Source organism: Pseudomonas sp. PA-6-3C (assembly GCF_021605825.1).
GTDB classification, from domain to species: domain Bacteria; phylum Pseudomonadota; class Gammaproteobacteria; order Pseudomonadales; family Pseudomonadaceae; genus Aquipseudomonas; species Aquipseudomonas edaphica.
In genome coordinates this window covers 23583-43276 of record NZ_WKDV01000018.1, presented here as the reverse complement: position 1 = coordinate 43276, position 19694 = coordinate 23583, and the positions used below count along the sequence as shown (strand labels likewise).

The window sequence follows — 19694 nt, the reverse complement described above, 5'->3', positions numbered from 1 at the left end:
GTGTGGGATTAAGCCTGCGTTACAGCCGCAATTTCAAATTAAGAAGGTTAGACACGCCCAATAGCCCGGCATGTTAACGGATGGAAGGCGCTCGGCCCAACTTCGATACGATGGATAGCCATCCGCTGTATGGGTAGAGTGAACAAAACACAAAGGGAACGCCTTATGTGCCTGATTGTTTTCGCCTGGCGGCCGGGCCACGCCCAGCCGCTGATCGTCGCGGCCAACCGTGATGAGTTCTACGCCCGCCCCAGCCTGCCGCTGGCTCAGTGGCCGGATGCGCCACATGTCTACGCTGGTCGCGACCAAGAAGCCGGTGGCACCTGGCTTGGGGTGAACGCCGAGGGGCGGTTTGCTGCCCTGACCAATATTCGCGACCCGCACCAGCCGCCTGCACGTAAGTCCCGAGGGGAGTTGGTGGCGCGATTTCTCAGTGGATCGCTGCCAATTGACGAATATTTGGCCGATGTTAACGGCCGTTCGATTGAATACTCCGGTTTTAACCTGCTGGTAGGCACGCGGGATGAGCTGTGGCATTACAACGCCAATGAGACCGAGCCGACGCGGTTGGAGGCTGGGGTTTATGGCCTGTCGAATGCCGGCCTGAATACGCCCTGGCCCAAATTGCTCAAGGCCAGGGCGGCGTTGAGTGAATTGCTGGAGCACCCACAGCCGCAGGCCTTGCTGGAAATCTTGAGCGACCCGCAGACCGCACCTTTTGCCGACTTGCCGGACACCGGCGTGGGCTTGGCGACCGAAAGCCTGCTCTCCAGCGTGTTTATCGCCAGCCCCAGTTATGGGACGCGGGCGAGTACGGCGCTGATTGTGAATGCCGATGGGTCGCGGCAGATGGTGGAGCGTAGTTTTGGGCCGTTGGGTGGACGGTTGGGTGAAGTCGAACTGAACATTTGATGGCGCTTGGGCTGCCGTCATCGCAGGCAAGCCAGCTCCCACATGTTGAACTGTGAACACAGTCAAATGTGGGAGCTGGCTTGCCTGCGATAGCGGTCTAGAGGGTTTTTGCAGAAGCCGGGTTGATCATTCGCGTCAGCCCCAGGTTCTTCAGCGCCAGTTGCAGCGAGCTGTGGATAACTTGCGGGTTGTCGATGGTCATCAACTCGGCCAGCAGGTCCTTGGCCATGCTCAGCTCAACCTGACGCAACATCCACTTCACCTTCGGCAAGTTGGTGGCGTTCATCGACAGGCTATCAAAGCCCATTGCCATCAACAGCACCGCTGCCGCCGGGTCGCCGGCCATTTCACCGCAGATGCTCACCGGCTTGCCTTCGGCATGGGCGTCGCGCACCACATGCTGCAGGGCTTGCAGCACTGCCGGGTGCAGGTAATCGTAGAGGTCGGCCACCCGTGGGTTGTTGCGGTCCACGGCCAGCAGGTACTGGGTCAGGTCGTTGGAGCCGACCGAGAGGAAGTCCACTTGCCGCGCCAGTTCTTTGGCCTGGTACACCGCCGCCGGAATTTCGATCATCACGCCAATCGGTGGCATCGGCACGTCGGCGCCTTCGTCGCGTACTTCGCCCCAGGCGCGGTGGATCAGGTGCAGCGCTTCTTCCAGCTCATGCGTGCCGGAGATCATCGGCAGCAGGATACGCAGGTTGTTCAGGCCTTCGCTGGCCTTGAGCATGGCGCGGGTCTGGACGAGGAAAATTTCAGGGTGGTCGAGGGTTACACGAATACCGCGCCAGCCAAGGAAGGGGTTGTCTTCCTTGATCGGGAAATACGACAGTGACTTGTCGCCGCCGATGTCCAGGCTGCGCATCGTCACCGGCAACGGGTGGAAGGCGGACAGTTGCTCGCGATAAATCGCCAGCTGCTCCTTCTCACTCGGGAAACGTTGGTTGATCATGAACGGCACTTCGGTGCGGTACAGCCCCACGCCTTCAGCGCCACGCTGTTGCGCTCGGGCCACATCGGCCAGCAAGCCGGTGTTGACCAGCAGCGGCACCCGGTGGCCATCGAGGGTGACGCACGGCAGCTCGCGCAGCGAATCGAGGCCCAGCGCCAGTTGCTTCTCTTCTTCCACCACCTCGGCGTATTGCTTGCGCAGCAGCTCGCTGGGGTTGGTAAAGACTTCGCCACGATGGCCGTCGACGATCATGTCGATGCCGTCGACCTTGGAATACGGCAGGTCCACCAGGCCCATTACCGTCGGAATACCCATGGCCCGAGCCAGGATCGCGACGTGGGAGTTACCCGAACCCAGTACCGACACCAAACCCACCAACTTGCCCTCTGGCACTTCGCCGAGCATGGTGGCGGTCAGTTCTTCACTGATCAGGATGGTGTTGTCGGGGTAGACCAGGTTGGTGGTGCGGTCTTCCTGCAAGTAGGCCAGCAGACGGCGGCCGAGGTCGCGCACATCCGAGGCGCGTTCACGCAGGTAGGCATCGTCCATCAGTTCGAAACGGTTGACGTGATCGGTGACCACCTGGCGCAACGCGCCCTGGGCCCACTGGCCGGTCTTGATCACGGTTTTGACTTCGTTACCCAGGGACGCGTCGTCGAGCATCATCTGGTACACGTCGAACAGCGCGCGCTCTTCGGGGCGCAGTTGCGTGGCCAGCTTGGTCGACAGGTTGCGCATGTCGGCGCGCACGCCTTCCAGGGCGGTCTTGAACAGTTTGATTTCAGCGTCGATGTCATCGACGGTTTTGTCCGGCACCACATCCAGGTCGGCTGGCGGCAGCATGACCACGGCCGTACCGACCGCAGCGCCCGGCGAACCTGGCACGCCGACGAACTTGGCTTCCTGGATGCCCTTGCCCTGACGGCCCAGACCACGAATCGAACCGGTCGCCTCAGCGTGGGCAATAACCCCGGCGAGCTGCGCGCTCATGGTCACGAGGAAGGCTTCTTCGCCTTCATCGAACTGGCGGCGTTCTTTTTGCTGGATGACCAACACGCCGACAACGCGGCGGTGGTGAATGATCGGTGCGCCGAGGAACGAGGCGTAGCGCTCTTCGCCGGTTTCGGCAAAGTAGCGATAACGCGGGTGATCGGCCGCGTTTTCAAGGTTCAGGGGTTCTTCACGCGTCCCCACCAGGCCCACCAGACCTTCATTGGGCGCCATGCTGACCTTGCCGATCGAGCGCTTGTTCAAGCCCTCGGTGGCCATCAGCACAAAACGGTTGGTCTCTGGGTCCAGCAGGTAAACCGAGCAGACCTGGCTGCCCATGGCTTCCTTGACGCGCAACACAATAATCCCCAACGCCGCCTTGAGATCCTTGGCGGAGTTAACTTCCTGGACGATCTTGCGCAGCGTATTGAGCATGGCTCGGGGTCGAACTCCGTCGTCAGTCGCGCGCTAAAAGGCGCGGGGCAAGCTCTTTGAGAGCGCGACGATAAACCTCGCGCTTGAATGTCACCACCTGGCCCAACGGGTACCAATAGCTGACCCAGCGCCAGCCATCGAACTCCGGTTTACCGGTCAAATCCATTCGCACCCGCTGCTCGTTGGAGATCAGGCGCAAAAGAAACCATTTCTGCTTCTGGCCGATGCACAGCGGTTGGCTGTGGGTACGCACCAGGCGTTGCGGCAAACGATAGCGCAACCAGCCACGGGTACAGGCCAGAATTTGCACATCTTCGCGCTCAAGGCCGACTTCTTCATTCAACTCACGGTACAAGGCGTCTTCAGGGGTCTCGTCGGGGTTGATTCCGCCTTGAGGAAACTGCCAGGCATCTTGGTTGATTCGGCGAGCCCATAGCACCTGTCCGGCATCATTCGTAAGAATAATCCCGACATTAGGACGGAAACCATCGGGGTCGATCACGGCAACAACCTCGCAAACGCATGTCGCCGCATTGTTCCACAAAGGTTGTTCCAGCGGCAACGAGGCTTCTTACCTTATGTGCACTCTTGTGAAAAGACCGTATTCTGGACGCCTTTTTACAGACTTTTCAGCGAGTAACTGCAATGCGCCTGGCTTTATTCGACTTGGACAACACGCTTCTCGGCGGTGACAGCGATCACGCGTGGGGCGATTACCTCTGTGAGCGTGGGATTCTTGACCCGGTGGCCTACAAAGCCCGTAACGACGAGTTTTACCAGGATTACCTGGCCGGCAAGCTGGATAACGCCGCCTACCTGAACTTCAGCCTGGAAATCCTTGGTCGCACCGAGATGGCCCAGTTGGACGAATGGCACCGCGACTTCATGCGCGACTGCATCGCCCCACTGATGCTGCCGCTCGCCCTGGAACTGCTGGACAAACACCGCGCCGCTGGCGACAAGCTGGTGATCATCACCGCCACCAACCGCTTCGTGACCGCGCCGATCGCCGAGCTGCTGGGGGTTGAAACCCTGATCGCCACTGAATGCGAGATGGAAAACGGCCGATATACCGGGCGCAGCACGGATATCCCGTGCTTCCGTGAAGGCAAAGTGACGCGCTTGAATCGTTGGCTGGAAGAAACCGGGTACAGCCTGGAAGACAGCTACTTCTATAGCGATTCGATGAATGATTTGCCGTTGCTGGAGCAGGTAGCGCATGCGGTGGCGGTGGACCCGGACCCGAATTTGCGTGCCGAAGCCGAGAAGCGTGGCTGGCCGGTGATTACCCTGCGCGGCTGATGACGACATCGCAGGCAAGCCAGCTCCCACACTTTAGATGTATTCACAGATCAAAATGTGGGAGCTGGCTTGCCTGCGATGAAGCCGGCTCGGTCCCAAGCCCTACATCGGCTTGGCCACCATCAAATAGAAAATCACCAGAAACGCCAGAAACGCCGGCCAGCCCAGGCCAAACCACCAGCGCATATAGGTCGCGGCCTTGATCGGCATCGCCGTGCCATCGCGCAGCGCCTGCTCCGCCATCTTGTGCACACGAATCTGCAGCCACACCACCGGCAGCCAGCAGACACCCGCCAGCACATACAACGCGAACGTCCACTGCAACCAGCTCTGCTGCATCGACCAGCCCGCCAAGTACATCAAGCCGATGCCACTCAACGGCTGAAAAACCGCCGTGGTCGTGGTAAATGCCCAATCCGCGAACACCAGGTGTTTGAAGGTGACCGCGATCACTTCCACCTTGCCGCTGCGCCAGGCGCGCAAGGCGTAATACGCCGAGCCCGCACCCAGGCCAAACAGGATGGTCGAGGACAGGATATGCAGGGTTTTCAACAGCAGGTAAGCGTTCATCGGCGGGGCTCGGTCGAAAAAGGTTCAGTCCAGAGAAGGTTCAGTCCAGAGGAGCCAAAGGGTCGCCACCATGAGTACCAGATTTTTGGCGACCGCCGCGTAAGGATCAAACCAGTAATGGGCCAGGACTATGCTGATAATCACGGTATAGCCGCCCATCAACAGTAATTGCAGGATCAGCGCCGACCTGCGCCAGCGCGCAACCAGCAACCCCAGGCCCAACAGGCCATCACACACCGCCCCGGCGATCACGGCCACTGTCGCCCAAGTGCCCTGCACACCGGCCTCGGCCATGATGCGCAGGCCCCAGGCGTAACCCGGCCCAACGCAGACCGCCGCCGTCCCCAGCCAGATCAGCACCAATACCGCCAGCATCAGCGGGCGAATGGTGCGCTGGCTGCTTTGGGCCGCCGTGGGCCAGCCTTGCAGGCGTGAGGCTAACGGCGCGGCAGTGTAGCCGCAGACCGACGCCAGCACCTCGGGGTCGGCGACGTTATCCCGCTGAGCCAGGGCAATGCTTTGTGAGTTCAAGGCGCGCCAGCCCAGGCGATCGCCCAGCCAGCCGCCCAACCCCAGCAATGGCGCTTGCAAGTATCGGCCTGCGCGCCAGCCTTGAGCGACGCGCAGGTGATCAATGACTTGAGCGAGCCGCATCGGTGCTGGCCCCACCAACGGCAGTACCAATGATTCGGCAGGCCACTGGCGCAACACGGCCAGCACCGCGCCGACCAGGTCGTCGATATGCACCGGCTGCAGTTGAGCGTTGAGGTCCAGCAATGGAATCAGCGGCCAGGGCGACAGCCCCGCCAACCAGGCACTGCTGGCGCCCCCCTCGCCCACCACCAGCGAAGGCCGCAGCACCACGGCGGATACGCCAAGGCTCAGCAGATAGTCGTCAGCAGCGCCTTTGCTGGCCAGAAATGGCACATCCGATTGCGCTGAGGCGCCGAGGGCAGAGATCTGCAACACTCGCACACCGTGATGGGCGGCCAGATCAAACAGCGCGCGGGCGCCCTGATCCTGGACGCGGCTCAGCTCGGCCGCGTCCACGCTCAGCAACCCCGCCGCATTGATGACTAAATCGACCGACTCAGGAAACACCCAGCAACCTGGGTCGGCAGCCAACCGGCCCAAATCCAGCGCCTGCCATTGCACCCCTGGCCAGCCCTGACTTCGAGGCTTGCGACACGTCGCGATCACACTGTGCCCAGCCTGCTGCAGGGCACGCAGCAAGTGGCCACCGAGAAAGCCGGTGGCGCCGACAAGCAGAATATTCATACGGTTAAACCGGCTTGGCGCCCATCAACCCGGCAATCGCTACAAACCCCACCAGGCTGACCACCGCCAGCACCAGGGTGAAATTCAGGCTACCGCCCTCGCCCTTACGCAGGCGATTAAGCCGCGCCACCAGCCAGAACCACGCCAGTGCCGCCACGGTGTAGAGAATGCTGGAACCCAAAATCCAGGTTTGCCCCAGCGGCCAGCCGAGCAGATGCACCAGCCACCAGCCGGTGAACGGCATGCTGACCACGCAAACGCCCATCAGCAACCACACGAACGCCCACGGGCGTTGCACGGTAACCGCCGGGCCGGCGCTGCGTTTGCGCCAGGCCAGTACCGCCAGGCCGAGGCCGCTGAGCAACAGCAACACGGTGGCGGTGATGTGAATAACCTTGAGGGTGGTCAGCGTTTCCATGGTCTTGATTCCTTAAAAGGCCGCCCAGTCAGCTTAGTCGCTCAACCGAGGAACAGCTGGTAAGCCGGGTTTTCGCTTTCATCCCAATACGGGTAGCCGATTTCTGCCAACGCGGCCGGCACCAGGTGGCGCTCGTCTGTCGGCACCTGCAGGCCTGCGACCACACGGCCGTCGGCTGCGCCGTGGTTGCGATAGTGGAACATCGAGATGTTCCAGCGCCCGCCTAATTTGTTAAGAAAGTTGAACAGCGCGCCCGGACGCTCGGGGAATTCGAAGCGAAACACCAGCTCGTCGCTGACTTTGGCTGCATGGCCACCCACCATATGGCGAATGTGCAACTTGGCCAGCTCGTTTTCGGTCAGGTCCAGCACCGGGAAACCCTGGCTTGTGAGGCTGGCGATCAACGCGCTGCGCGGGTCGTTTTCCGGGTGAGTCTGCACCCCCACGAAGATGTGCGCCTCGCGGCCGGAGTGGTAGCGGTAGTTGAATTCGGTGATCTGGCGCTTGCCCACGGCCTCGCAGAACGCCTTGAAGCTGCCCGGTTGCTCGGGGATGGTCACGGCGATGATGGCTTCGCGGCCTTCACCCAGCTCGGCGCGCTCGGCCACATGGCGCAGGCGGTCGAAGTTGACGTTGGCGCCGGAGTCGATGGCCACCAGGGTCTGCCCGGTCACGCCACGGGTCTCCACGTATTTCTTGATACCCGCCACGCCCAGCGCACCCGCAGGCTCGGTGATGGAGCGGGTGTCGTCGTAGATGTCCTTGATGGCCGCGCAGATTTCGTCGGTGCTGACGGTGATCACTTCGTCTACATAGTCTTTGCAGATATCAAAGGTGTGCTGGCCGATCTGCGCCACCGCCACGCCATCAGCAAAGATGCCGACCGTTGGCAGCACCACGCGCTCGCCTGCGGCCATGGCGGCTTGCAGGCAGTTGGAGTCGTCCGGCTCGACGCCGATGATCTTGATTTCCGGGCGCAGGTATTTCACATACGCCGCAATACCGGCGATCAGCCCGCCGCCGCCCACGGGTACAAAAATCGCGTCCAAAGGCCCAGGGTGCTGGCGCAGAATCTCCATCGCCACGGTGCCCTGCCCGGCAATGGTGTGTGGATCATCGTAAGGGTGAATGTAAACGTAGCCTTTTTCGTCGACCAGTTTCAGCGAGTAGGCCAGGGCTTCCGGGAAGGAATCACCGTGCAGCACCACTTTGCCGCCACGCGAGCGCACACCTTCGACCTTGATCTCCGGCGTGGTCTTGGGCATCACGATGGTGGCTTTCACCCCCAACACCTTGGCCGCCAGGGCCAGGCCCTGGGCGTGGTTGCCCGCCGAAGCGGTGACCACGCCGCGCGCGCGTTCTTCGGCGCTCAGTTGGGTCAGCTTGTTGTAGGCACCGCGAATCTTGAACGAGAACACCGGCTGCAAGTCTTCACGCTTGAGCCAGACCTTGTTGCCCAGCCGCTCGGAGAGCTGGCGCGCGGTCTGCAAGGGGGTTTCTACGGCAACGTCGTAAACGCGCGAGGTGAGGATCTTTTTGACGTACTGTTCAAGCATCGGAAAGCATCACTGGGCGGGTTGGGCAGGGCCAAGGAGTCTAACCCAGCGTTTAGCCGGGCGACCACACGAATCCCGAGGTTTTGTTGGGTTATACTCGCCGCCCTCGATAATTCCCCGCCCGTTCCGGAGCCCGCATGACCCAGGATCAACTCAAACAGGCAGTGGCCCAGGCCGCCGTCGATTTAATCCTTCCTAAACTCGACGACAAAAGCATCGTCGGTGTCGGCACCGGCTCCACCGCCAACTGCTTTATCGATGCACTGGCCCAGCACAAGGGTGCCTTCGACGGCGCCGTAGCCAGCTCCGAAGCCACCGCCGCGCGCCTCAAGGGCCATGGCATTCCAGTGTATGAGCTCAACACCGTGAGCGACCTGGAATTCTACGTCGACGGCGCCGATGAAAGCGACGAGCACCTGAACCTGATCAAAGGCGGCGGCGCAGCCCTGACCCGCGAGAAGATCGTTGCGGCCGTGGCCAAGACCTTTATCTGCATCGCCGACGCCAGCAAGCTGGTGCCGGTGCTCGGCGCCTTCCCGCTGCCGGTGGAAGTCATCCCCATGGCCCGCAGCCACGTGGCCCGCGAGCTGGTGAAACTGGGCGGCGACCCGGTGTACCGCGAAGGCGTGTTGACCGACAACGGCAATATCATCATTGATGTGTTCAACATGCAGATCACCAACCCGGTGGAGTTGGAGACGCAGATCAATGCGATCGTTGGCGTGGTGACCAATGGCCTGTTCGCGGCGCGCCCGGCGGATGTGTTGCTGCTGGGTACTTCTGAAGGCGTTAAAACCCTCAAGGCCTAAAACTCAAGGCCTGGCTTTATGTGGGAGCTGGCTTGCCTGCGATAGCATCACCTCGGTCTGACTTAAAGACCGAGGCGTCTGCATCGCGGGCAAGCCCGGCTCCCACACAAGCCAGCTCCCACAGGAGGCCTCATCGTTTAGAAGATCCATGTAACAAAACCGCTACTTTTCGCAGCACCCCCGCCCAAAACCGTGCGCCATGTCACGGCATCCCACGCCGTTATTGGTATCAAATCCGTTACAAATGACAGCCAGGCGACCCAAGCGTTTAACAATGCGCCACTTCGCGCTCGCCCAGGGAATGAGGCGCGCATTGTGCAAAGGGTCTGAGCTGAAAAACTTCAATCACCTCAAGGAAGACCTTGTGATAAAGCCCCTCGCCCTCGCGATCAGCGTGGTCGGCAGCCTGCTGTCGGCGCAAACCCAGGCCTACGATTACGGCCAGCACGCCAATACCACCCTGGAAAAGCTGATCAACGATTACCCCGGCCGGTATCGCGGCACGGCCAATTTCGCCGGCGCGGCAGATTGGATGCAAAGCCAGATGGGTTCGGCCTACAGCCTCAGTCGACAGAACTTCACCTGGAACAACGGCACTCGCGCTGCGCAAAACGTGGTGGCCTATGCTGCGGGCACTAAACCGCAATACGTGGTGATTGGCGCGCACTTCGACACCTACTTCGGCCGCCCGACCTTGCAAGGCCTGGACGATAACGGCTCCGGCGCCAGCGTGCTGACCGAAGTGGCGAAGAACCTCGGCGGCTTGCAGCTGGAAAACGGCCTGCAAGTGGTCGCCTTCGGCGCCGAAGAGGAAGGCCTGCGCGGCTCCAAAGCCTTTGTCGATTCACTCAGCGCCAGCCAACGCGCGAATATGCTGGCGATGATCAACCTCGACAGCCTGATCACCGGCGACATGATGTACGCCCACGCAGGCCAGAACAGCACCGCCAACCCCGCGCTGGCATCGCTGCGCGAACACACCTTCCAGATCGCCAGGGAATTGAACATCCCGTTGTTCACCAACCCCGGCCTGGACCCGCAATACCCCAAGGGCACCGGCTGCTGCAGTGATGGCGAGCCGTTCGAACCGCTGAAGATCCCGATTCTGTATATCGAAGCCACCAACTGGGAGCTGGGCGATCTGGACGGCTACACCCAGACCAACAACCCGAAAATACCCGGCGGCTCCACCTGGCACGACCCGGCAGAAGACAACAAAACCGTGCTGGCCAATGCCTTCGGCCAGGAACGCATCGACCAGCGCCTGCGCGATTACTCGCGCCTGCTCAGCCGCCTGGTGTTGGAACTGACCAACGCCGACCTGCTGGCCTCGACCGCCTCGGGTGGCGCCGTTGCGCGCAACATGCAGGACAACCTGCAACGCCAGCATCAGGCCATGGTGCGCCTGCATGATCGCCGTTGGTTGACCTTGCAAGCGGCCAGCCGCGAGGTCGGAAGCTTCGATGGCGAAATCGGCATGGACGGCGAATACACCCCGGACAGCGGCTTCGACAGCCCGCTCAACCGCGATGCCCGACGCCTGGGCGTACACGCCTTGGGCGACTATCAGCTCACCTCCAGCCTGAATATCGGCGCCAGCCTCAGCTACCTCAATGGTCGTGACAAGCTGCAGCAGCGCGGAAAACTCGACAGCGACACCTGGCAGGCCGCGGTCTATGCCTTGCTCAACGATGGCGGCCCAAGCTGGCTGGCGGGCGATTTGAGCATTGGCCATACGCGTTTTGAGGCCAAGCGCAACCTGCTGATCCAAGCCAATAGCGGCCCGGTGCTGCTCAATCAACAACTGAGCGGCAACACCGACGCACTGTCCCTAGGCGCACGCGTACTCGGCGGTTATGACTTCGACTTCGGCGCAATCAAAAGCGGGCCGTTTGCCGGCCTGGACTACAGCCATTCGCGTATCGACAAGTTCCACGAGAAACAGAACCTGCGCACCGCGCTGGAGTACGAAGAACAGTCTTTCGACTCCCTGGAAGCCAGCCTCGGCTGGCGCGTGCGCGGTGCCGTCGCCCTGCCCTATGGCCTGAGCCTGATGCCTTACGGCGACATCGCCTGGGTCAAGGAGCTGGCCGATGGCCGTCTCGATGACCTGCAATTGACCGCCCGCGCCGATGGCCAGGCGCGCACCGCCAAGCTGGGTTCAGTGGACAAAAGCTTTGGCCGCGCGCAAATCGGCAGCCAGCTGGCGATCACCCCGCAGCTGGGCGTTTACGCCGAGGTCAACAGCCGCCTTGGGCACGCCGAGGGCAGCCAGACCGGCTACTCCCTGGGCGTGCAATGGATGTTTTGATCAGGGCTTTTTGAACACGTAAAACAGGTTCGGCTCGCTGACCAGGTACAGCGAGCCCTCGTCATCCATGGCGATCCCTTCGGCCTGAGGCACGCGTTTTTTCAGGCCATGGCGCCCGTTGAGCAGGGAAAGACTGCTCAACGGGCGACCATCGATGTCCAGTTCCAACACCAGGAACGACTCATCCGACAGCGCCAGCAAATGCCCGCTGTGCTCGTCGTATTGCAGGCTCGACAGGTCGCGCACAAACAGCCCGGCATCGCGCTTGGGGTTGTTGATCACATGCACCGAGTAGGTTTTTTCCGGTTTGAAATGGGGAAACCCGTGCACCTCGTAAATCAGCATCGGGTCGCGCTCCTTGGCCACGAACAGGCGCTTGCCCACCGAGTCATAGGCCAGCCCTTCGAAACCCTTATTGCCGCCAAGGTGTACGCCCAGGGTCATCTGCTCCGCATCGGCGGCGTCGAGAAATTGGGTGTCGTCATTCACGTGCACCTTGATCAGCCGCTGCTGGGCTTCATCGCTGATCACATAAATGTTGTCACTGATGAACTCCACCGCCTCGGCATCGCCAAAGCCCACCAACGGGATACGCCGCAGGATCCTGCCGTCCAGGGACAACTCGATCAGCTCGGCGTTTTTATTGGTGACCGTAAACAGGCTTTTGCGTATCGGGTCGTACGTGAGGGCCGAGACATCATCGTCGAGCCCTTCGATGACCTTGGCTTCCAGGCTTACCCGGTAATCATTCAGGCCAATGGAGCGTTCATCGGCAGGATGGCGCCAGTGTTGAAGGTTGAACCAGACCCGCTCGAACAAGCGAAAGTTCTGCGCGACCGCCCCGGCAATCACCAGGGCGAGCAGCAACAGGATAAAAAACGCGGGTTTGGGGCAGGCGAGTCGACGCATCAGGCAAGCTCAAAGTCAAAAAGTGGCGAATAAGTATCACGCCCGTCTGAATTTAAACTTAAACGCAGTCGACTGTCTGGCGAATGCCGCTGATAGCGAAGTATCCGACGTAATCGTCGGCTATTTCTGCTTCTCGAAACGATAGAACAGGTTGGGTTCGCTGACCATGTACAAGGTGCCGGCTTCGTCCATGGTGACGCCTTCGGCACGCGGGATGGTGTGCTTGAGGCCATTGAAGCCGCCGAGCAGGGTCATGAAGCTGACTTGCTCGCCCTGCGCGTCCAGCTCCAGCAGCAGATGGGAATCGGCCGACAGCACCAGCAAATGCCCGGTGCGCGGGTCGACGGCCAGGGCTGAGAGGTTACGCATGTCCAGCTCGGTGCTGGCGATCTTCTGCTTATCGCCGGTCAGCGTGGCGCCATCGCTTTTCCAGGTGAACAACGCCGGTGGGCGCTCTTCCCCGAGCACGATCTGCTGGTTGCGCTTGTCCCAGGTCACACCTTCAAATGCCTTGTTCTGGTCCTTGGACGGGCCAAGGTCATAGTGCTTGAAGTCGGCATAGTTCAGTTGCTGGGTGCTGGCGTCGACGTTCACCACGCTCAAGGTGTGCATGCGCTCGTCGACAATGGCCATCAGGCCGTTTTGCATCACTGTCACGCCTTCCGGGTTGTTCCAGCCGTTGAGCGGCATCTTGCGCAACACATCGCCTTGCAGGTTCAGCTCAACCAGGAAAGGGTTTTTGCCCATCACGGAAAACAGGGTTTTGGTCTGCGGGTTGTAGGACAGGTCCGAAGCCTCGTCCTTTTCCATGCCGGGCAGCAATTTGCCATCGATCACCGCGTGGTAATCCGGCAGCCAGACGCTGGCCTGGCGTTCGGCCGGGGTTTCGAACCGCTCAGCGATCCACAGCACCCCACGGTCGTCCCAATGCATCGCCCAGGCAACGCCATACACGATGGCCCCGACCAGAAACAGCCAGGAATACCAGCGCAGGGCAAAACGTGAACGGGGCTTGGAAGTGAGGGTAGGCAGGGACACGGCCATTGAGCGCTTTTCCGCAGAGTCAGCTTTAGGTGATAGCACAGGATCAACAGGCCCGCGCGCAGGAGGCTGGGGATTATCCGGATGGCGTGTGAAAAAAATGCAAAACCAAGCGCGCGTAAACCAGTGTGGGAACTGATTTGTGTGGGAGCTGGCTTGCCTGCGATGCAGACGACTCGGTCTTTCATTTAGATCGAGGCGAGGCTATCGCAGGCAAGCCAGCTCCCACACGAGCCCGCCCCCACATTTTTGACCGTTTTGCCTGGTTCTTAGCGAACGACGCTTTCGAAACGGCTACCGCCACCCAATTCCAGCACCAGCTCATCGCCCACATTCAACGGGCCTACACCGGCTGGAGTGCCGGTGAGGATCACATCACCCGCCTGCAGCGAGAAGCAGCCGGCCATGTGCTGGATCATCGGGACGATCGGGTTGAGCATCTGCGAGCTGTTGCCGTCCTGGCGCACTTCGCCGTTGATGGTCAGGCGAATGCCGATGTCGGTCACGTCGGCAAAGGTGCTGCTGACCACAAAGGGGGCAATCACGGCGGCGCCGTCAAAAGACTTGGCGATTTCCCACGGCAAGCCCTTGGCTTTCAGCTCGGCTTGCTTATCGCGCAGGGTCAAATCTAGGGCCGGAGCGAAGCCGGAGATGGCATCCAGCACTTCTTCACGGCTGGGCTTGGTCGACAACGGTTTGCCGATCAACACCGCAATTTCCGCTTCGTAGTGCACCGAACCGCGCTCGGTCGGAATGGCGAAACCGCCTTCCAGCGCGACCACGCAACTGCCCGGCTTGATGAACAGCAACGGTTCGGTCGGCACCGGGTTGTCCAGTTCCTTGGCGTGTTCGGCGTAGTTACGCCCGATGCACACCACTTTGCCCAGGGGAAAGTGGATGTTGGTGCCGTCGACATACTTGTGCTGGTAGCTCATGAAACGACTCCTTCAGGGCGGTTAAACAGCGAAGATCTTGCCAGGGTTCATGATCCCATTCGGGTCGAACACCGCTTTCACTGCTTTCATGTATTCGATTTCAACCGGGGAACGGCTGTAGGTCAGGTAATCGCGCTTGGTCATGCCCACGCCGTGTTCGGCAGAGATTGAGCCGTTGTACTTCTGGACGGTCTCGAACACCCACTTGTTCACGGTGGCGCACTTGGCGAAGAACTCATCCTTGCTCAGGTTTTCTGGCTTGAGGATGTTCAGGTGCAGGTTGCCGTCGCCGATGTGGCCGAACCAGACGATTTCGAAGTCCGGGTAGTGTTCGCCGACGATCGCATCAATTTCCTTCAAGAACGCTGGCACTTTGGAGACAGTTACCGAAATGTCGTTCTTGTACGGCGTCCAGTGGGAAATGGTCTCGGAGATGTACTCGCGCAGTTTCCACAGGTTGTGCAGCTGGGTTTCGCTCTGGCTCATCACGCCGTCCAGCACCCAGCCCTGCTCTACGCAGTGCTCGAAGGTTTCCAGGGCGTGGTTGGCAACTTCTTCGGTGGTGGCTTCGAATTCCAGCAGCGCGTAGAACGGGCACTCGGTTTCAAAGGGAGCTGGCACATCGCCACGGCCCATGACCTTGGCCAGGGCTTTGTCGGAGAAAAATTCGAAGGCGGTCAGGTCCAGCTTGCTCTGGAACGCGTGCAATACCGGCATGATCGAATCGAAATCGGTGGTACCGAGCACCATCGCGGTGAGATTTTTCGGCGCACGGTCCAGGCGCATGGTGGCTTCGACCACAAAGCCCAACGTCCCTTCGGCACCGATAAACAGCTGGCGCATGTCGTAGCCGGTGGCGTTCTTGATCAGGTCGCGGTTCAGTTCCAGCACGTCACCCTTGCCGGTGACGACTTTCATGCCGGCCACCCAGTTGCGGGTCATGCCGTAGCGAATCACCTTGATCCCGCCGGCATTGGTGCCGATGTTGCCGCCGATCTGGCTCGAACCCGACGAAGCGAAGTCCACCGGGTAGTACAGGCCTTTTTCTTCGGCGACGTTCTGCAATTGCTTGGTGACCACACCCGGCTGGCACACGGCGGTGCGGTCGGTGAGGTTCACATCGAGAATCTGGTTCATATAGTCAAACGAGACGACCACTTCGCCATTGGCCGCCACCGCAGCGGCCGACAAACCGGTACGACCACCCGATGGCACCAGCGCCACCTTGTGTTCATTGGCCCAACGGACGATGGCTTGGACCTGCTCGATGGTCTTGGGAAAGACGATAGCGGTCGGCGCGGGGGCGAAATGCTTGGTCCAATCCTTGCCGTAAGCCTCCAGGGAGTCTGCATCGGTCAGCACTTTGCCAGGCTCAACCAGGGTCTTCAGCTCATCAATCAGGGCAGGATGGGTCATCGACGGAACTCTCGAACAATTCATGGTCATCCTGAGAACGCTTCACGTCGCAGGAATGGGTGTTTAGCGGGGCACGTATGCTAGCATACCGCCCCCGCAGGACAGAGCCCAAGGGCGTTCTGCGGTGACGGCTTTCCTGCCGTCCGGGTCAGCTCTTGTGCACTGATTCAAGGCACTAACTGCTCGATTCCCTGCCATTTTTCTCCGGGATACAGGTTTACGCAGATGAGCAAGACTTCTCTCGATAAGAGCAAGATCAAGTTCCTTCTTCTGGAAGGCGTCCACCCATCGGCTGTCGACGTACTGAAAGCCGCTGGGTACTCCAGCATTGAGTACATCACCAGTTCTCTGCCGGAAGCCCAGTTAAAGGAAAAGATCGCCGACGCGCACTTTATCGGCATTCGCTCCCGCACTCAGCTGACCGAAGAGATCTTCGACCACGCCAAGAAACTCGTGGCTGTCGGCTGTTTCTGCATCGGCACCAACCAGGTCGACCTTAACGCTGCGCGCGAGCGCGGTATCGCGGTGTTTAACGCACCGTACTCCAACACCCGTTCCGTTGCTGAGCTGGTGCTGGCCGAGGCGATCCTGTTGCTGCGCGGCATTCCTGAGAAAAACGCTTCCTGCCACCGTGGCGGCTGGATCAAAAGCGCGGCCAACTCCTTCGAAATCCGTGGCAAAAAGCTGGGTATCGTCGGTTACGGCTCGATCGGCACGCAGTTGTCGGTGCTGGCCGAAGGCTTAGGGATGCAGGTGTTCTTCTACGACACCCTGACCAAGCTGCCATTGGGCAACGCCACCCAAGTGGCGAGCCTGACCGAGCTGCTGGGCATGTCCGACATCGTCACCCTGCACGTACCGGAAACCGCTGAAACCCAGTGGATGATCGGCGAGAAGGAAATCCGCGCCATCAAGAAGGGCGGCATCCTGATCAACGCGGCACGCGGCACCGTGGTTAAGCTGGACGCCCTGGCCGACGCGATCAAGGACAAGCACCTGATCGGCGCCGCTATCGACGTGTTCCCGGTAGAGCCACGCTCTAACGACGACATCTTCGAAAGCCCGCTGCGTGGCCTGGACAACGTGATCCTGACTCCGCACATCGGCGGCTCCACCGCTGAAGCTCAGGCCAACATCGGCCTGGAAGTGTCGGAAAAGCTGGTCAAGTACAGCGACAACGGTACCTCGGTGTCTTCGGTCAACTTCCCCGAAGTGGCGCTGCCGGCTCACCCTGGCAAGCACCGTCTGCTGCACATCCACCAGAACATCCCTGGCGTGATGATGGAGATCAACAAGGTCTTCGCAGAAAACGGCATCAACATCTCCGGTCAGTTCCTGCAGACCAACGAGAAGGTTGGCTACGTGGTGATCGACGTCGACGCCGAGTACTCGGACCTGGCGCAAGAGAAGCTGCAGCACATCAACGGCACCATTCGTAGCCGCGTGTTGTTCTAACGCTTTGAACGCTGCACAAAAAAGGGAGCCTTCGGGGCTCCCTTTTTTTGTCTGAACAAATCTTACTTGACGTTAACCGTGATGACTTTCGAGGCTACAGTCGGGTTGAACTGCATGTGCAGTTTGTCGCCAGCTACCAGTTGCAAGGTGTGCTTGCCTGGGGTGAGGGTCAACTCGGTCTCGGTCTGGGCCTTGCCGTAGTGGATCACGGTGTCGGTGGCCGGGATCGGCACGCTGGCGTCCGGCAGTTCTTTCTGGTCGATCAGCAGGTGGTGGTGGCCGGTGCCTGGGTCCTGGCTGGTCGCTGGCGCCAGTTTCAGGCCTTCCATACCGAACTTCACAGTGAAGGTTTTATCGACGGTGGCGCCGTCTTTTGGCGACACGATAAAGACTTTGGCGCCTTCCGGTGGTGCGCTGCGCGGGATACCGTCAGCGGCTGTGGCCAACATCGAAGCACCCAGCAAGAGGCTGGCCAGGGTTGCACGGGACAAAAGGGCTTTCATTCGCTTCTCCAGTTTTACGGTGAAATCTGTAGGGTTATGACAACTTCGCGACAAATTGCTGTCCAAGGCACTCAACACCATAGCAAGCGATGCTCAATGGCGCCTCGCACGCACAAATTCTTTAGGAGCGACCATGCGCTTTGTGCCTGGCCTTGTACTTTTACTGCCCCTGTTGAGCCCACTGGCTCACGCCGAACTGATCGATGACGTGTTTGATCGCGGCGAACTGCGCATCGCCCTGGAGGCCAACACCCCGCCGTACAACTTCAAGGACGGTGACAAGCTAACCGGTTTTGAAGTGGAGCTGGGTGAACAATTAGCCAAGGAAATGGAGGTTCGCCCCTCGTTCATCACTGTCGATGACGCCGACCTGTTGTCGGGTGTGGAAAGCGGCAAGTTCGACGTGGCCATCAACCATATTGCTATGACTGCCGCGCTGCAGGATCGGTTCGATTTCAGTGAGGCCTATAAGCAAACACCTGAGCTGGCCATTCCATTCCAAAAAGGCAACCCGGCATTCAAAAGCAGCCTGGACAATGCATTACAGCGGGTGAAGGCCGATGGTCGCTTGAAGGCGCTGACGCAGAAGTGGTTTGCACCTGAGTGAAACACAGTCGATGTGGGAGCTGGCTTGTGTGGGAGCTGGCTTGCCTGCGATGGCGGCATGCCAGTCGACACCGCTATCGCAGGCAAGCCAGCTCCCACATTTGATCTGGGTTGAACCTCAAAGTTGTGCCAGGGCAATTGCCGCCTCAGGCAACTCCAGCTCACTGAACACCCGCACGCCATGGCGCTTGAGCAGCGCCGCCGTCACGCCCTCGCCGCTGACCTTCACGCCGCTGAAGGTGCCGTCATAGGTCAGCAGATTGCCGCAGGACGGGCTATTGGCCTTGAGAATCGCGATGCGGATGTTATGCCGCTGCGCCAACGCCAGTGCCTGGCGGGCGCCGTCGAGGAAGGCGGCACTGAAGTCTTCGCCCTCGGCCGTCAGCACTTGCGCACGCCCTTCCCACACATCAATGCCCTGCCCGCCCGGGATCTCGGCGGAGGGACGCGGTGTCGGCAAACCGCCTGATACTTCCGGGCAAATCGCAACCACCCGGCCTTCGGCCTGCCAGGCCGCCAATTGATCGAAGGGGCCGCTGGCGCCACCGTCATAGCGCACCTTGTGCCCGAGCAGGCAGCGGCTGATCAGAATCTTTTGCATGGTTAAAACGGCTCGTTACCGCGTCGGCGAAACCAGCCGGTCAGGGACAGGCGTTCGCGCGTGGCGGGCAGGACTTCGTGGGGCACCTCCCCGGACAGGAACACCACCAGGCTACCGCCGGTGGGCACCACATCGTATTCCACGCCGCCCTTGAGGTACATGCGCAACTGGCCGCCATGCTCAGGTAACCAGGCGTCATTCAAATAGACCACTGCCGAGACCATGCGCCGGTCATCGTCGCGAAAACGGTCCAGGTGCTTGAGGTAAAACGCCCCTGGCGGGTACATCGCGAAGTGGCTTTCGAAATCTTCCAGGCCCAGGAACAGGCTGCGGTTCATGGCCAGGCGCAGGCTGTCCATCACGCTCATGTAGCTCTCGCAGACAGCGGCGTCGCCCTCCTCCAGCCACTGGATATGGTCGCCGCGAATACCCTCGCGTATCTCCTGCGCCGGGCCGCGTCCTACAGCCGCCGGGGCCAATTCACCCTCAGCCGCACGTTTACGGCACTCAGCCGCCAACTCCAGGGTCAGAGCCTGGGGCAGGAAGCCGTTCTGCTGCGACCAACCTTTTTCGGCCAGGTCGTCGACAATGCGTTGCAGCAGCGGATGATCGAGGGGTATTTGCATGGCGCGCATAGTATCCATACGCCTATGAATCCGACAGAGCCGCCGAGCGTCTGAACACACTTTAGTCAG

At 60.4% G+C, this 19694-nt stretch carries 19 protein-coding genes; 6 read left to right on the top strand and 13 right to left on the bottom strand.

Annotated elements, in window-relative coordinates; all coding sequences use genetic code 11:
- Positions 1-165 precede the first annotated feature (165 nt).
- Positions 166-912: an NRDE family protein gene (locus GIW48_RS14255; protein WP_017139498.1), complete on the top strand. Its 747-nt coding sequence runs from the start codon at positions 166-168 to the stop codon at positions 910-912.
- Positions 913-1009: 97 nt separating this feature from the next.
- Here GIW48_RS14255 and ptsP read toward each other — a convergent pair whose 3' ends face one another.
- Positions 1010-3289 carry a phosphoenolpyruvate--protein phosphotransferase gene (ptsP, locus tag GIW48_RS14250; protein WP_017139499.1) on the bottom strand — a complete coding sequence of 760 codons (2280 nt, stop codon included), beginning with the start codon at positions 3287-3289 and terminating at the stop codon, positions 1010-1012.
- A gap of 22 nt (positions 3290-3311) precedes the next feature.
- A complete protein-coding gene (locus tag GIW48_RS14245; protein WP_003176750.1) occupies positions 3312-3791 on the bottom strand; it encodes an RNA pyrophosphohydrolase in 480 nt (159 codons plus the stop codon).
- A 143-nt stretch (positions 3792-3934) separates the two neighbouring features.
- Between GIW48_RS14245 and GIW48_RS14240 the strand changes: the two genes are divergently transcribed.
- Positions 3935-4591: an HAD family hydrolase gene (locus GIW48_RS14240; protein ID WP_099550314.1), complete on the top strand. Its 657-nt coding sequence runs from the start codon at positions 3935-3937 to the stop codon at positions 4589-4591.
- A gap of 102 nt (positions 4592-4693) precedes the next feature.
- Here the strand turns inward: GIW48_RS14240 and GIW48_RS14235 are convergent, their stop codons facing one another.
- Genes GIW48_RS14235 through ilvA form a run of 4 tightly spaced genes read right to left on the bottom strand, consistent with a single transcriptional unit; the run spans position 4694 to position 8413 of the window.
- Positions 4694-5161, bottom strand: coding sequence for a DUF2269 family protein (locus GIW48_RS14235; RefSeq protein WP_056857660.1), 468 nt, complete (start codon positions 5159-5161; stop codon positions 4694-4696).
- Positions 5162-5185: 24 nt separating this feature from the next.
- Positions 5186-6439 carry an SDR family oxidoreductase gene (locus GIW48_RS14230; protein WP_169987596.1) on the bottom strand — a complete coding sequence of 418 codons (1254 nt, stop codon included), beginning with the start codon at positions 6437-6439 and terminating at the stop codon, positions 5186-5188.
- A 4-nt stretch (positions 6440-6443) separates the two neighbouring features.
- Positions 6444-6857 (bottom strand): DUF2269 family protein, encoded by a 414-nt coding sequence (locus tag GIW48_RS14225; RefSeq protein ID WP_017139504.1) that lies wholly within the window; start codon positions 6855-6857, stop codon positions 6444-6446.
- 41 nt (positions 6858-6898) lie between these two features.
- The gene (gene ilvA / locus GIW48_RS14220; RefSeq protein WP_017139505.1) at positions 6899-8413 is read right to left on the bottom strand and encodes a threonine ammonia-lyase, biosynthetic; all 1515 of its coding nucleotides are present in this window, start codon (positions 8411-8413) and stop codon (positions 6899-6901) included.
- A gap of 137 nt (positions 8414-8550) precedes the next feature.
- Here ilvA and rpiA point away from each other — a divergent pair, with 137 nt between their 5' ends.
- Entirely contained in the window at positions 8551-9222 is a 672-nt protein-coding gene (gene rpiA / locus GIW48_RS14215; protein WP_005792336.1) for a ribose-5-phosphate isomerase RpiA, read from the top strand.
- Between the two features lie 364 nt (positions 9223-9586).
- A complete protein-coding gene (locus GIW48_RS14210; protein ID WP_236460559.1) occupies positions 9587-11533 on the top strand; it encodes an autotransporter domain-containing protein in 1947 nt (648 codons plus the stop codon).
- Here GIW48_RS14210 and GIW48_RS14205 read toward each other — a convergent pair whose 3' ends face one another.
- The 4 genes from GIW48_RS14205 to GIW48_RS14190 all read right to left on the bottom strand — a co-directional run bounded on the left by GIW48_RS14205 (position 11534) and on the right by GIW48_RS14190 (position 15834).
- Entirely contained in the window at positions 11534-12442 is a 909-nt protein-coding gene (locus GIW48_RS14205; protein ID WP_236460560.1) for an SdiA-regulated domain-containing protein, read from the bottom strand. It abuts the gene before it with no gap.
- 120 nt (positions 12443-12562) lie between these two features.
- Complete coding sequence (locus tag GIW48_RS14200; protein WP_177033809.1) at positions 12563-13486, bottom strand: SdiA-regulated domain-containing protein; 924 nt, start codon at positions 13484-13486, stop codon at positions 12563-12565.
- A gap of 266 nt (positions 13487-13752) precedes the next feature.
- Positions 13753-14418 carry a fumarylacetoacetate hydrolase family protein gene (locus GIW48_RS14195; RefSeq protein ID WP_017139509.1) on the bottom strand — a complete coding sequence of 222 codons (666 nt, stop codon included), beginning with the start codon at positions 14416-14418 and terminating at the stop codon, positions 13753-13755.
- A gap of 21 nt (positions 14419-14439) precedes the next feature.
- Positions 14440-15834 (bottom strand): FAD-binding oxidoreductase, encoded by a 1395-nt coding sequence (locus tag GIW48_RS14190; protein ID WP_017139510.1) that lies wholly within the window; start codon positions 15832-15834, stop codon positions 14440-14442.
- A 225-nt stretch (positions 15835-16059) separates the two neighbouring features.
- On the opposite strand from GIW48_RS14190, the gene serA reads away from it, so the two are divergent.
- The gene (gene serA, locus GIW48_RS14185) at positions 16060-17289 is read left to right on the top strand and encodes a phosphoglycerate dehydrogenase (RefSeq protein ID WP_017139511.1); all 1230 of its coding nucleotides are present in this window, start codon (positions 16060-16062) and stop codon (positions 17287-17289) included.
- 62 nt (positions 17290-17351) lie between these two features.
- On the opposite strand, the gene GIW48_RS14180 is transcribed toward serA, so the two are convergent.
- Entirely contained in the window at positions 17352-17792 is a 441-nt protein-coding gene (locus GIW48_RS14180) for a DUF4399 domain-containing protein (protein WP_017139512.1), read from the bottom strand.
- A gap of 133 nt (positions 17793-17925) precedes the next feature.
- Between GIW48_RS14180 and GIW48_RS14175 the strand changes: the two genes are divergently transcribed.
- The gene (locus GIW48_RS14175) at positions 17926-18399 is read left to right on the top strand and encodes a transporter substrate-binding domain-containing protein (RefSeq protein WP_169987604.1); all 474 of its coding nucleotides are present in this window, start codon (positions 17926-17928) and stop codon (positions 18397-18399) included.
- 117 nt (positions 18400-18516) lie between these two features.
- Here GIW48_RS14175 and GIW48_RS14170 read toward each other — a convergent pair whose 3' ends face one another.
- Positions 18517-18999 carry a DUF523 domain-containing protein gene (locus tag GIW48_RS14170; RefSeq protein WP_017139514.1) on the bottom strand — a complete coding sequence of 161 codons (483 nt, stop codon included), beginning with the start codon at positions 18997-18999 and terminating at the stop codon, positions 18517-18519.
- Between the two features lie 2 nt (positions 19000-19001).
- Complete coding sequence (locus GIW48_RS14165) at positions 19002-19634, bottom strand: 2OG-Fe(II) oxygenase (RefSeq protein ID WP_176991648.1); 633 nt, start codon at positions 19632-19634, stop codon at positions 19002-19004.
- Positions 19635-19694: the final 60 nt, after the last annotated feature.